The 14,869-nt window shown below is 36.8% G+C and carries 11 protein-coding genes; 8 read left to right on the forward strand and 3 right to left on the reverse strand.

Annotation, left to right across the window (positions count from 1 at the left end; all coding sequences use genetic code 11):
* Positions 1-591 precede the first annotated feature (591 nt).
* Positions 592-3,180, forward strand: a complete 2,589-nt coding sequence (locus OGI71_RS16245; RefSeq protein WP_282250316.1) for a TonB-dependent receptor — start codon at positions 592-594, stop codon at positions 3,178-3,180.
* 39 nt (positions 3,181-3,219) lie between these two features.
* On the opposite strand, the gene OGI71_RS16250 is transcribed toward OGI71_RS16245, so the two are convergent.
* Both OGI71_RS16250 and OGI71_RS16255 read right to left on the reverse strand, forming a co-directional pair.
* Positions 3,220-3,801 (reverse strand): Maf family protein, encoded by a 582-nt coding sequence (locus tag OGI71_RS16250; protein WP_282250317.1) that lies wholly within the window; start codon positions 3,799-3,801, stop codon positions 3,220-3,222.
* Positions 3,801-4,319 carry an HAD hydrolase family protein gene (locus OGI71_RS16255; RefSeq protein ID WP_282250318.1) on the reverse strand — a complete coding sequence of 173 codons (519 nt, stop codon included), beginning with the start codon at positions 4,317-4,319 and terminating at the stop codon, positions 3,801-3,803. Before OGI71_RS16255 ends, OGI71_RS16250 begins: the two co-directional genes overlap by 1 nt.
* A 602-nt stretch (positions 4,320-4,921) precedes the next feature.
* On the opposite strand from OGI71_RS16255, the gene OGI71_RS16260 reads away from it, so the two are divergent.
* The 7 genes from OGI71_RS16260 (at position 4,922) to OGI71_RS16290 (ending at position 14,228) form a co-directional block, all read left to right on the forward strand.
* Positions 4,922-8,353, forward strand: a complete 3,432-nt coding sequence (locus OGI71_RS16260; protein ID WP_282250320.1) for a response regulator — start codon at positions 4,922-4,924, stop codon at positions 8,351-8,353.
* On the forward strand, positions 8,341-9,180 hold the full coding sequence (locus OGI71_RS16265) for a protein-glutamate O-methyltransferase CheR (RefSeq protein ID WP_282250322.1): 840 nt from the start codon (positions 8,341-8,343) through the stop codon (positions 9,178-9,180). The genes OGI71_RS16260 and OGI71_RS16265 overlap by 13 nt, the downstream gene beginning before the upstream one ends.
* Before the next feature lie 6 nt (positions 9,181-9,186).
* Positions 9,187-9,747, forward strand: a complete 561-nt coding sequence (locus OGI71_RS16270; protein WP_282250323.1) for a chemotaxis protein CheB — start codon at positions 9,187-9,189, stop codon at positions 9,745-9,747.
* A gap of 22 nt (positions 9,748-9,769) precedes the next feature.
* Positions 9,770-11,371: a response regulator gene (locus OGI71_RS16275; protein WP_282250325.1), complete on the forward strand. Its 1,602-nt coding sequence runs from the start codon at positions 9,770-9,772 to the stop codon at positions 11,369-11,371.
* Between the two features lie 55 nt (positions 11,372-11,426).
* Positions 11,427-11,960 carry a plastocyanin/azurin family copper-binding protein gene (locus OGI71_RS16280; protein WP_282250327.1) on the forward strand — a complete coding sequence of 178 codons (534 nt, stop codon included), beginning with the start codon at positions 11,427-11,429 and terminating at the stop codon, positions 11,958-11,960.
* Between the two features lie 389 nt (positions 11,961-12,349).
* The gene (gene lpdA, locus OGI71_RS16285; RefSeq protein ID WP_282250328.1) at positions 12,350-13,756 is read left to right on the forward strand and encodes a dihydrolipoyl dehydrogenase; all 1,407 of its coding nucleotides are present in this window, start codon (positions 12,350-12,352) and stop codon (positions 13,754-13,756) included.
* A gap of 67 nt (positions 13,757-13,823) precedes the next feature.
* Positions 13,824-14,228 carry a hotdog domain-containing protein gene (locus OGI71_RS16290; RefSeq protein WP_282250329.1) on the forward strand — a complete coding sequence of 135 codons (405 nt, stop codon included), beginning with the start codon at positions 13,824-13,826 and terminating at the stop codon, positions 14,226-14,228.
* Positions 14,229-14,380: 152 nt separating this feature from the next.
* Here the strand turns inward: OGI71_RS16290 and OGI71_RS16295 are convergent, their stop codons facing one another.
* The gene (locus OGI71_RS16295) at positions 14,381-14,680 is read right to left on the reverse strand and encodes a DUF3817 domain-containing protein (protein WP_282250330.1); all 300 of its coding nucleotides are present in this window, start codon (positions 14,678-14,680) and stop codon (positions 14,381-14,383) included.
* Between the last annotated feature and the right edge of the window lie 189 nt (positions 14,681-14,869).

A 14,869-nucleotide genomic window follows, 5' to 3' on the forward strand; every position in this document is an offset into this window, starting at 1 on the left:
TCTACAAGTTATAACATTTATCCAAAATATTACAAATAAAAAATACAAATTTTATCTACATTTGTGGAAATGAGGAAAATTGCATTGTTCATCGGCTTATTTTTTTATTTGCTTGCAGCAAGCGGTGCAACCCTCCATTTCCATTTCTGTCAAGGAGAAGCACAAAGTGTATCATTAAGCCAAAATCAAACGGCTCATTGTCCGATGTGTGCCAAGTCAGAAAAAAAGCATCAAAACCACTGTCATCAGGAAGGTAGTTGCAAGGACGTAACCATTGCTGCCCAAAAAGTAGATGATTTCAACAGATTATCTCAGACACTTAATTTCAATAATTTTTCTCCGGCGATTATTACCCTTCACTGGATACATAATTATTACCAATTTTCCACAGATGAGGATAGTTCATCCAAATTAAGTACAAATCAGAGCACCTTCCTAAAGAGATACAGCCCTTCTGTATTTATTCTAAATCAGAGTTTCAGAATTTGATTTCCTAATTTTTTGATTTTTAATCAAAATAGACGTCGAAGATATTACCTTCGACCTTACATGCTATGCACGTTTTTTTAGTCCGTACATTATCAAAAAACTATGAATCAAATTTTAAAACAAATATATACTACAACCCTCTTATTGTTATTTTCCTTCGCAATTGCGCAGGCACAAAGCGACAGCACAAGAACGCTTACTGTAGCCGGTAACTGTGCGATGTGTAAAAAAAGGATCGAAACTGCTGCAAAATTACAAGGTGTCGAAAGCGCTGTATGGAACGCGAGTGATAATTTGCTACATCTCAAATACAATGCAAAAAAAGTTGAACTGGAAACAATCAAAAAGAATATTGCCCAAGTCGGACACGATGTAGACAATCTGGTTGCAAGTGACGAATCCTATGCAAAGCTTCATGAATGTTGTATGTATCCCAGATTGGAAAATGGAGAGGTTCCTGAAAAAAAGGCAGTACCTACCGAAGCTGGACATCATGATCATCCACATACCGTGACAGGTGTTGTTGTCGAAGAGAATGAAAAGGGAGATCTAAAACCTATTGTTGGAGCTAATTTACATTGGGCAAATTTGCCAAGCAGAAATACCCGAAGCAATGAGAATGGTGTATTTAAGTTAGAACACAAAGAAGGTTTTGACAAGCTTGTTGTTAGTTACGTTGGTATGAAATCCGATACGATTACAATTAAAGACTTACATGAGGTCGTCATGATTACAGCCAAAGGTAATGTGCTAATGGAGGTCGAAGTCAAAGGAACGCGTAAATCCACTTATATTGATCGTATGACACCTGCAAGACTGGAGGTTCTGACTGGGAAAGAATTATTTAAAGCGGCCTGTTGTGATTTAAGTGAAAGCTTTGAGACCAATGCCTCAGTGGATGTGATAAGTGCTGATGCTGTAACTGGTAGTAAACAGATTCAGATGCTAGGTCTAAGTGGTATATATACCCAATTGACGGTCGAAAACTTACCAGGACCGCGTGGTCTAGCTTCACCATTGGGATTAAATTCCATTGCTGGTACTTGGATCGAATCCATTCAAATTGCAAAAGGCGTTGGTTCCGTAGCTAATGGGTACGAAAGTATGGCCGGTCAGATCAACGTTGAACTGAAAAAACCTCAAAACTCCGAAAGGCTGTTTTTTAATGCCTATGCCAATAATATGGGACGTACCGATGTGAATTTGAATCTTTCACAAAAAATAGGTCAACATTGGTCCACATCAGTTTTATTACACGACAACTTTATGTACAATAAATCCATGAATTTTAGCCACAATGGATTCCGGGATGTTCCAGTTGGTAATCTCTTCTCTGGTGTAAACAGATGGCTCTATGAGAATGGTAAAGGTTTAATGGTACAATTTGGCGTGAAGTATTTAAATGATGATCGTACCGGTGGACAGATAGATTTTAACAAAAAAACAGATAAAGGAACAACCAATCGTTATGGTCTTGGTTTTGACATCGAACGTGTTGAAGGCTTTGCTAAAATCGGTTATGTATTTCCAGAAAACAAACACCGCAGTATTGGCTTACAGTTAGCCGGTTCCAACTACAATCAAAAAAGTTATTTCGGATTAAAAAACTACAATTCTGAGCAACAGAATGGCTATGCTAACCTACTGTTCCAGGATATTATAGGTACAGTAGCCCATAAATATCGTGTAGGTGCCTCTATCAATTACGATAACTACGATGAATGGTATTTAACAGATCAAAATTTCAAACGTAAAGAAGTCGTTTCCGGTGCTTTTGCGGAATATACCTTCAGTCCATCCGAAAAATTTGATGCAGTAGTGGGGCTACGTCAAGATTACAACTCATTGTATGGATGGTTTACCACACCACGATTAAATTTACGCTATGCTCCTATTACTGGAACTACATTTCGTGCAAGCTCAGGAAGAGGTCAGCGTACAGCAAATATCTTTGCGGAGAATACAGCCGTTTTGGCTAGTAGTAGAAGACTGATCATTCAGTCCCAGGATATTTATAATAGAGCCTATGGCCTGCAACCAGAAGTCTCTTGGAACACAGGGATTGCAGTAGATCAAAACATGCGCGTATTTGGAAGAGAAGCCTCTGCCTCAGTTGAATTTTTCCATAACAGCTTTTCCAATCAGGTTGTGGTCGATTACGAGAATCCAAGAGAAATCAGTTTTTACAACTTAACAGGAAAATCATTTTCCAACAGTTTGCAGACAGAATTTAGATTTATGCCTGCCCCACATTTTGAAACGAGATTAGCTTACCGTCTATTGGATGTCCAGACCGACTTTCAGAGTGGAAGAAAAACTAAACCCTTGTTAGCTAAACACCGTGGTTTTGTCAATTTAGCCTATAATCATCATTCCGGATGGAGCTTAGATTATACATTAAATGTTGTTGGACCAAAGCGTATACCTTCAACCATGGACAACCCAGTTGAATACCAGATGCCAACCGAATCAAAAACGTATGCTACAATGAATGCGCAGATCAGCAAAACATTTGGAAAGGATAAAAACTTCACTGTTTATTTAGGAGGGGAAAATCTTTCAAACTATTTCCAGAAAACACCAATCCTTGCAGCGGATCAACCCTTTGGAAATTACTTCGATACCTCCATGCTATGGGGCCCTTTAACAGGACGAATGTTCTATACAGGTGTACGCTATTTCATAAAATAGTACTGATTTAATATAAAAAAAGCGGCTAAGCCGCTTTTTTTATATTAACTTTTTCAGTTCCTGATATAACCGTGCTGTTGGAAGCCCCACCACATTATTATATTCACCTTCTATCTTCTCTATGCCAATTAAACCAATCCATTCCTGAATACCATAAGACCCAGCTTTATCAAGTGGAGAAAAATTAGTAACATAATAGTCTATCTCATCCCGATCCAAGACATGGAAATAGACTGTTGTCGTTTCCACAAAGGAATGTACAATACCTTGCCACTGTGTAGCGACAGCAGTGATAACCAAATGCTTCTTTCCGGATAAATTCTCTAAAGTCTGCATGGCTTCAGTCTCAGTCTTTGGTTTTCCCAAAATCTCACCAGCTGTTGAAACAACAACGGTATCTGCACAGATAACCAAACAGTCCGATTTATCCGCAAAAGCTTTCACTTTTTGCAATGCGATCTGACGAACTGCCTCAGTGGCAGAAAGACTCGGATCAACATACTCATCAGTCTCCCGAACCTCTACCTCAAACTCGATTCCTAATCCTGATAATAACTGTTTCCGTCTAGGCGATTGAGAACCCAAGATAACCGTTTTATTCTTTAAATTTTTCAACATCATTAAATGCTTTTTATCGTTTCATCCTCATACCAATTCCCTTGTATTTTAAGTACTTTTTCGATCAGTTCCCGTACGACTCCTTTTCCACCATTAAAACCAGAAATGTAATGCGATATCTTCTTAATTTCCTCCACAGCATCCGCCGGCGACACAGCCAAACCAACAGATCGCATGCAACTAAAATCAGGAATATCATCCCCGATATACATCAATTGATCAAGTCCAAGATTATACGTATTAGCCAATGCTTTCAATAGCGAAAGTTTATCTGAAACACGGGAGTGAATTTCTTTAACCCCCAACCCATGAAGACGCAGTTCCACCCCTTTTGAAGCTCCACCAGTAATGACAAAGATTGGATATCCTTTTTTTATAGCCAATTGCATCGCATATCCATCTTTGATATTAAAAGTTCGCAGCTGTTCTCCCCTCTCGTTAACTTGTACAGTTCCATCTGTCAATACGCCGTCCACATCCAATACAAATCCTTTTATCGTTTTAAATTCAGTCAGTACCATCGAAATATATTTTTGTAAAAATAAGGCATTTCAATTAAATATACGATTACACTTATATGGTCTTATTTATTGGATTTCTGTCAGAAAATTATTCAAATAAGCCAAAATATCATTTATTTGTCACAACATAGTTGTATTAGCAACTTATTATAAAAAACATTTGGATGAAACCTGTTATTTACCGTATCTTTGTAGAAGATAATTAAAGGTTATCTCGCTATGAAAACACTAACAGTGCTATTGAAACAGGTAATTCTGTTGAAAGTTGCATAAGATTAAAAAAACAATCAACTTAGTTTTTCAAAGCAAAAAACACGGCAACTAATTTAGTTTGGTCGCCCTTAAAAAGTCTTTTCATAATTTAGGTTTATAATTGGTTAGTAACAAACCCTGGTGCCCATCATCAGGGTTTTGTTTTATTAGGACTTTTTCTTCCATTATTTACAATATTGTATCTATTCGTATTTGTGACTATTTTAGGAATAGCAAGTTTTTTTGTTATTTTACATATATCTTTTTTTCCCCAGGTAATATCAGGAAAACTACCTACAGAAAAATGAACGATAGTTGGGCGACCAAAAATTCATTAAACTCATTCTCACATGGATCAAAAAAATTATAGAAAGCAAATTACCATAGGAGTGATAATTTCTTTTTCGCTTATTTTTATTTCCGCCCTATATTTTTTTATTTCTTTGCATCACATCCTTGATAATGAACGTAATATTGTTCGAATAGCCGAAAATAGATTTAATATAATTAATGAAATTAGATCAAACATAGATGATGTCAATGACATTAAACACCATTATTTCGCCAAAAGAGATCCTGCGCTGTTTATTCCTTACCAACTCGAACGAAAACAAACAGATGAGTTATTGAGAGCTATTAGTAAAGTGGACGAAATGTATGAGGTTTCACCACATGTGATCGAAACTTTGCGCAATGAAATTGTACTTTTCTACGATTTTGATAAAGATATCGCCTATGCCAAAACTAACAATGACACTTCAGCACCATACATTCACGAACAAAAAACAGCAATTTTCAATCAGATTGATATATTATCCAGGGATCTACTCGATCAAAGAGCAAATCGACTGGAAAACTCCAGAAACGATCTTCAGCTCGCACAAAACATTACTTATCTCTTCATTGCGATCGGTTTAAGTGGATTTTTCTATATTCTGGCTAAAATTTTCTCGATTTCAAAAGTGTTAAGGTCAACAGTCAAAAGTCAACAAGAATCAAACAATCGTCTTCAACTCCTGCAAGATCAGACCAATAATGATAACTGGATTTTAAATGCGATCAATCATATTGATGAACAGCTACGCGGTGATTATAGCGATAAAAAAATAGCAGCGATCAGCCTAAATGCTATTACGGATATGACGAAAGCATTGGGAGGTACAGTTTATGTTTTTGATGATACTTATCAGGAGTATCAATTATGCCATAAAATAGGAATTGCTTCCACACAGCAGGTAAAAAAGAGCATTAAGGAAAATGATGGTATTTTAGGCGAAGTAGCTAACAAACATGTTGTTGTGAAAATCAAGGATATTGATCACGCTCATCTCGTTTTAGAGACTTCTTTATCCAAAAGGATCGAGACTGAAATTTACATTATTCCATTTACTTATGAAAATCATTGTGTTGGGCTGATGGAAATCTGTTGCCCGCTGGTAAATGAAAAAGAGGAACAGTTGCGATTCAATTTCTTGGATAAAGTAAAAGGTAACATCGCTATTATTCTTAAAGTTGCGCAGACTCATGGCAAACTCGCCGATCTCTATGAAGAACTTCAACAGCAAACCGAGGAACTGGAGGCACAACAAGAAGAATTAAGGACGACTAACGAAGAATTAATCCATAAAACCCATTTACTAGAAGCTTCCGAAGAAGAGCTACGGGTACAACAGGAAGAGCTCATCCAGACGAACAATGAATTGGATGAGAAGGCAAAATTACTCTTTGCTCAAAATGAAGATCTAGAGAAAGCAAGACAGGCAATCGCTCAGAAAATAGAAGAAGTTGAATTATCAAGCAAGTATAAGTCTGAGTTCATGGCAAATATGAGTCACGAATTAAGGACTCCACTTAACAGTATTCTTATACTTGCCAAATTGTTGCAGGATAACAAAAAGGAAAACTTGAATGACGATCAGATAAAATATGCCTCCGTCATTCATAGTGCAGGTTCGGACCTCCTTCACTTGATCAATGAATTGTTGGATTTAGCAAAAATAGAATCTGGAAAAGTCGAAGTTCAAAAAGAGCATATCAACACGAATTACCTGGTCAATTATATTAAAGACTTTTTTCATGATACCGCTGAATCAAAGATCATCAAATTCAATGTCGAAATTGATGGAGATACACCGCAGGAATTTATTGGTGACGAGCATCGCATACAACAGGTGTTAAAAAATTTATTGTCCAATGCTTTTAAATTTACTGGTGAAAATGGTACCGTATCACTCAAGATAAATGTCGAGGATGGAACCATATATTTTACAGTCCAAGATAATGGTATTGGGATCGCTCCAGAAAAACAAGAACTTATCTTCGATGCCTTTAAGCAGGAAGACGGTTCCACAAGCCGCAAATATGGTGGTACAGGACTTGGCTTGTCCATATGCCGTGAAATAGCAAGTCTATTAAAGGGAAGAATCACACTAAACAGTAAAGTTGACGAAGGCAGTGTGTTTATTTTCAGTTTGCCATTAGAAGCGGACGCTCAAGATGGAAAAATCTCCGAATTACCCGTCATTGAAACAAATACAACAATTGCATATCCTCAATTAGAAGATATAACGATCGGAAAAGACCAATCAATTGACAATAGTAGAAAAAACAATAAACTGTTAATTATCGAAGACGATTTCATCTTTGCGGATATCCTCAAAGATTATGCAGTTCAAAATGGTTACGATGTCTATATTAGCTACGATGGACAGGATGGGCTCAACAAAGCACGAAACTTAATGCCTGCAGCAATCATATTAGATATTATGTTGCCAAAAATGGATGGGTGGGAGGTACTACGTAATCTTAAAAAAGCGACTTCTACAAAGGATATCCCCGTACACATGATGTCCGCAGGAACATTTCTCCATGATGAACCAATATCTGCTGGCGCTATCGGGTTTATGTCCAAACCTGTATCTGAAGAATCTCTCGCCGAAACTTTCCTGAAGATCAAAGCTTCTACAAGTCATCCTATTAAGAAAATTCTACTTGTAGAGGATCAAGAAATTCAAAGTGATTTTATCAAGCAATCTCTTGAAGAACAAAATATTCAAATATTTCAGGCATTCGATGCACAACAGGCGCTCGATCTATTGATTCAGGAAAAAATCTTCGACTGCATCATTATGGATCTAAATCTACCTGATAAATCTGGTATTGAACTGCTCAATGAGATCAAGTCGAATAGTGAATTTAAGGATCTGCCGATTATTATTAACACCGCAATGGAGTTAAATCCTGAACAAACATCAGAAATTTTGCAACATAGTCAGGCCATGGTATTAAAATCAGCCAAATCCAACAATAGATTAATTGACGAAGTCAATTTATTCTTAAATAAAATCCGAAGTAGCAAAACGGAATATCATTCATTTAATAATAGTTCATCTGTACTTGTGGAGAACAATTTAGCTTCCAAGACAGTATTGCTGGCAGATGATGATATGCGAAATATATTTGCTTTAAGTACCGCGTTCGAAAGCTATGACATGAAAATAGAGATCGCAAATAATGGTCAGGAAGCATTGGATATCTTAGCACGCAATGAGCATATCGATCTTGTTTTAATGGACATTATGATGCCCGTTATGGACGGCTATGAAGCTATCGAAAAAATAAGGGAGAACAAGAAGTTTTCGAATCTTCCCATTATCGCTGTTACAGCAAAAGCTATGAAAGGTGACCGGGAAAAGACAATCGCAGTAGGAGCAAACGATTATATTAGCAAACCAGTTGATGTGGATAAATTGATATCTTTAATGCGTGTATGGTTGAGTTAAGCAATAAAATAGCAGCAATGATCACTTTTGAAGAGTTGGAGGAAATTATTGACATTATCAAAAACCTCCACGGCTACGATGTTTCCGGATATACAAGGTCATCCTTAAAGCGGCGTGTTACCAGAATTATGGAGCTCAATAAGCTAGATCTGGTCGAATTAAAATCCAAATTAATTAACCAACCAGGCTTCAGTACTTATCTTTTACAGGAAATTACGGTCAATGTGACTGAAATGTTTAGAGATCCGGAATTTTACAAAGCATTAAAAAATGATGTATTCCCTTATCTGGCCACCTATCCTCATATCAAGTTGTGGAGTGCAGGTTGTTCCACAGGGGAAGAAGTTTACTCATTGGCAATTCTACTAAAAGAAGCTGGGCTCTATCAGCGTTCGTTTATCTATGGAACGGATATCAACACAAAAGTATTGGAAAAAGCCAAAAGAGGCATTTATTCTTTAGCAAAGGTGAAAGACTACTCTGAGAATTTCATTAAAACGGATCCCAAAAGTTCTTTATCCGAGTATTATACCGCGATGTACAATGCCGCCACGATAAATAATAGCCTCAAGAAGAATGTTCTTTTTTCCCAACACAGTTTGGTTTCAGATCGGGTATTTAATGAATTTCAGTTGATCACATGCCGTAATGTGTTGATTTATTTTGACACAAACCTCCAGGAAAAGGTGTTGGATTTATTTTATAATTCACTCTGTCACCTTGGTTTTTTATGTCTGGGTTCAAAAGAATCTCTGATTAACTACAAAAATGCAGCAAAATTTAAGGTCGTAAATAAAAAGCACAACATTTATCAAAAAATAGGTTAGATTAAGATGGAACGGAAAATTCTTTTATTAGCGGGATCTGCAGGCGGGTTTAGCGTTATTTTAAACATCCTAAAAGCCTTGGAACGTCCTATTCAAATACCGGTCATCGTTATTGTGCACAGAAACCCTAAATATGCATCGAGCATTGAAGATACATTATCAAAAGCGTTATTGCAGAAAATAAAAACAGCAGATGATAAAGAAACTATAGCAGATGGAACAATCTATTTTGCCCCCGCGGGTTATCATTTGCTCATCGAGCCTGATTATAGCTTTTCTTTAGATATCTCTGAACCCGTTCAATATTCAAGACCATCAATTGATGTAACCTTCGAATCTGCAGCCGAAGTCTATAAAGAAAACTGTACCGCTATTTTATTTTCTGGAGCTAATCAGGACGGCGCGGAAGGGTTGTTGATGATTAAAAAATATGGTGGTAGCACTTTTGTACAAGATCCACTGGATGCTGAGGTCCCAATTATGCCAAAGGCGGCCATAGAATTAAATGCGCAAGATAAGATCTTAACAATAGCCGAAATAAAAGATTACATCATGCAATTAACCTAAAGTTGTATTTAGATTTGATATAATGAAGAAGATTAATATATTGATCGTCGATGATAAAATTGAAAATATTATCAGTCTCACAGCTCTGCTGGAGGATATCGAATATGTAAATATAATTAGTAGTACGGATCCCAACGAAGCCTTAAAAATCTGTTGGAAAGAGGAAATAGATCTTGCCTTAGTCGATGTACAGATGCCCGAAATCAATGGATTCGAATTTGTTACTTTTTTGAAGAAAAACCCAAAAACGAATCACATTATTCCGATCATGGTAACGGCTATTTCGAAAGAGGATAAGTACCTTATTCAAGGACTTAACAGTGGAGCTGTAGACTACCTATATAAACCTCTTAACCCAGAAGCTACCATAGCAAAAGTCAAATCCTTTGTTCAGCAACTTTTGATACAACAGGAAATTAAAGAGAAAAATATCGCTTTAGAAGAATCGAAGCAAGCGATTCTTAAAGCGAAAGAGGAAGCTGAATTAGCAAGAAAATCAAAGGAAACTTTCTTAGCTAATATGAGCCATGAAATCCGTACCCCTATCAATGGCATTATGGGGATTACCCAAATGTTAAAAAACTCACAGCTTAGTCTCGAACAAGAAAACTGGATCAATAAACTCGATTCAGCATCTCAGAACCTACTAACAATTATCAATGATATATTAGACTTGTCCAAGGTCGATTCTGGCATGATGAAACTTAACATGGAATCCACTTCGGTACATGATATTACAGATGATTTGAATAATCTATTTATTGATAAGGCAAATTATAAGGGATTAAATTTTTATATAGATGTGGACGACCGGATAAACAGTTATTTTTTAACTGATCCACTTCGTTTAAAACAGATTCTAACAAACTTTATCTCCAATAGTTTCAAATTTACCTCAACGGGCTCAGTCATTTTAAAAATTCAACTTCTAACAGAAAGTGATTTGCAAATTGGTTTGCAGTTTCAAGTCATAGACACAGGCATCGGCATCGTCGAAGAAGCTTTGGAAAAAATATTCATTGCTTTTGAGCAAGGGGAAGACAGTATCACAAAAAAATTTGGTGGTACAGGTTTGGGTTTAGCAATTGTAAAACGTATCGCTGCCCTTCTCAATGGAAAAGTATTCGCATCAAGCGAATATGGTAAAGGAAGCATATTTTCTTTTGAATGTGCCTTTGACAAAATAGAAGATAAACCCCTAGAAAAAGAAACACAAGTGCTTTATACCGAGTTACCGAAATTTAATTCGCCGATGATCCTTATTGCCGAAGACAACGAATTAAACAGTTTTATGTTAGCGAATATTCTGAAAAGTTGGAACTGCGAAATTACACTGGCAACAAATGGACAGCTTGCATTAGAGGAAATAAACAGAAAAAAAATAGATTTGGTATTTATGGACGCACATATGCCCCTTATGAGTGGTTTCGAAGCAATTAAAGAAATACGTCGCCATCCTAATCCAACAATTGCGAATATGCCCATCATATCCATTTCGGCTTCGGTTTTAAAGGCCGAACAACAAGAAGCTATGGATGCAGGTGCAAACGAAGTCGTTGGGAAACCATTTGATCCTATCAAATTATATAAAACAATTGATGCTTTATTGTCAAAATTGAAATGATTGTTTCTATTTACCAATGAAATCATTAATTTTAAAGAATTAACAAAACGTAATAATGAAAAAACTTTTTATGATACCAGCAGTTGCAGTTGCTTTGTCAATTGCATCTTGTGGCGGAAACAGTGAGAAGTCTGGCAAATCAGCTAGTACAGAATCGACAACTTCAACAGAAAATCAAGCGACAGAAACAATACCTGGAATTGAAAACGTGGCTATTTCTAACAGCTTATCTTTAGAAGGTAACGATCAGATGAAATTTGACAAGGATTTATTCCGTGTTAAAGCTGGCGAGCCAGTAGAATTATCCTTCAAAAATGCGGGTACCATGCCAAAAGAATCTATGGGACATAATGTTGTCATCCTTAAACCAGGTGTAGATCTTCCAACTTTCGGTGCTGAAGCTGCAGCAGCGGTTGCTGACGAGTATATTCCAAAATCAGCGTTATCCTCTATCGTTTCCCACACAAAATTATTGGGTCCTGGTGAAACAGATAAAATTACATTTACACTTGAAAAAGGAGTATATTCTTTCATCTGTAGTTTCCCTGGTCATTACGGTGTAATGCAAGGAAAAATCGTTGCAGAATAATAAAATAAAAGCAAAAAGGATATTCAAATCTGGATATCCTTTTTGTTAACCTATCCTTTGCTCTTGTCTAGGACAGAAAAAAATCCTCTCAAGTAATCTTTCAATATCTATTCTTTCAATATCTATTATTGCCTATATCCCGTTGCTCTTCATAAGCACACCCTTTCAATATTGATGCATCAGTATACTTTACTTCTAGAAGCTTCGCCTCTATATATATTTTTCTTCCATACAAATTATCGAACTTAGATTATTTTAAAAGGGATAAGCCGCACTTCTTTTATCAAAAAAATGTAAAGTAAGTCTATTCGATTACAAATCGCAAGTTTTGATTTCCTATCCCATTAATAATCATTAAATTTGTACTACTAAAAATTAAAACGTAATCAATGCAATACGACGTAATTGTAATCGGAAGTGGTCCAGGCGGATATGTAGGAGCTATCCGTTGTGCCCAATTAGGATTAAAAACAGCTGTTATTGAAAAATATAGCACATTTGGTGGTACTTGTCTTAACGTTGGATGTATTCCTTCAAAAGCGCTTTTAGATTCTTCGGAGCATTACCACAATGCTGCCCATAATTTTGATGCATTTGGCATCAGTTTAAAAGATCTTAAGGTAGATATGGCAAAGATGATTGCTCGTAAAGACGATGTCATTGCGCAAAATACTGCCGGTATTACTTTCTTATTTAAGAAAAACAAGATTGACAGTTTCCAAGGTGTAGGTTCATTTGTGGATAAAAACACCATTAAAATAACAAAAGCAGATGGTTCTACAGAACAGATTACTGCCAAAAATATCATCATAGCAACAGGATCAAAACCGACTTCGTTACCATTCTTGCCAGTTGACAAAAAGAGAATTATTACTTCTACTGAAGCCCTTAATTTAAAAGAGATCCCAAAACACCTTATCGTCATTGGCGGTGGTGTAATCGGCCTGGAATTAGGCTCAGTATATGCTCGTTTAGGCTCAAAAGTTTCTGTAGTTGAATTTGCGAAATCTATCATTGGCACAATGGATGGTGGCTTAGGAAAAGAATTACAACGTGTTTTGAAAAAATCATTGGGTATGGAGTTCTACTTAGGTCATAAAGTAACAGGTGCTGCAGCAAAAGGTAAAACTGTAAAAGTAACAGCTGAGGATCCAAAGGGACAAGAAATCACATTGGATGGTGACTATTGTATCGTTGCAGTTGGACGTACAGCTTATTCTGAAGGTTTAGGCTTAGAGAACATTGGCATTACATTAGAAGAAAGAGGCAAGAAAATCCCTGTAAACGCACACTTAGAAACTTCTGTTCAGGGCGTATTCGCAATTGGTGATGTTATCACTGGAGCGATGTTGGCGCACAAAGCGGAAGACGAAGGAGTATATGTTGCGGAGTATATTGCTGGACAAAAACCACATATCGACTACAACTTGATCCCTGGTGTAGTGTACACATGGCCCGAAGTAGCTTCAGTTGGAAAAACTGAAGAGCAACTTAAAGAGGCTGGCGTGAAATATAAAGCTGGATCTTTCTCTTTCAAAGCTTCTGGCCGTGCAAAAGCATCCGGTGATACAGATGGGTTCGTAAAAGTACTGGCTGACGCAACAACAGACGAGGTATTAGGCGTGCATATGATTGGTCCACGTGCAGCTGACATGATCGGTGAGGCTACTGTAGCGATGGAATATCGTGCTTCCGCAGAAGATATCGCGCGCATCTGTCATGCTCACCCAACCTATACTGAAGCTATTAAAGAGGCTGCGTTAGCTGCAACTGCAAATAGAGCAATACACGCGTAAGCGTTAAACAGAATAAACTTAAGGGGAAAAGGAAACTTTTCCCCTTTGTCATAAATACCTATATCAGATGAATTTTTATACAAGAAAATGGGTCAAACCCGAAGACCTTAACCCCAATGGAACATTGTTCGGCGGAACACTTTTACGTTGGATAGATGAAGAGGCAGTCATTTACGCCATAGTACAATTAGGGAATCCAAAGGTGGTTACAAAGTTTATATCTGAAATAAACTTTGTAAATTCCGCGAAGCAGGGAGATATTTTGGAATTAGGTATTGAAGCGATCAATTTCGGAACAACCTCTTTGACAATGCGTTGTGAAGTCAGAAATAAAATCTCAAAGAAAACAATCCTATCCATCGACAAATTGGTGTTTGTCAATTTGGACGAGGATGGAAATCCCACCCCACATGGAAAAGATAGTATAACCTATGCTTATATGGGGATCGAGAAAACAGGGCGGGAAGACTAAACATCTCCCCTGCCCCTATGGTATAAATATGTATTTTTTATAAAGCTTTATTTGGAAATTTGCGATCGCAAATTATCAAGTACGATGTGGCATGCTTAGGCCTGTAAGGCTAGGGCTTACACTATTGAGATCTCTATGCGAATATCTCAATATTAGGATTTCTGTCTTTTGCCATCGATTTCCTTCTTTAGATCCAACTCTACCCAAAATCCCAGGATTGGAACCAAAGAAGCCAAAAAGTACTTTACAGCTTTTAAAATAGGCCACTTATATTCGACAGTAGACATGATGAGCATCACAACGAATATAACGACAAAAAAGCCATGAATGGATCCTGCGATCTTAACGGCCTCTGGTATTCCAGCAAAATATTTCAGTGGCATTGCAATGAAAAACAAGCAAATCGTGGAAATAGCCTCCCACAACGCAATCTGTCTAAATATTCTTAACATAATGATAAACTGTGTATTGTGAACTTCAAAAATAAGACTCTAAATACAGTTAACCCATTATTTTTTGCCCTTTTACCAAGACGTGACATTATCCATTATACAATGATATTGTTTTATCAAAAACCGCCAATTTTACAATAAATAGTTCATATTCATCAGAAAAAATACGTACTTTTGAATGAATATAAG

The sequence above is a fragment of the Sphingobacterium sp. ML3W genome, from assembly GCF_029542085.1.
Taxonomy (GTDB): Bacteria; Bacteroidota; Bacteroidia; order Sphingobacteriales; family Sphingobacteriaceae; genus Sphingobacterium.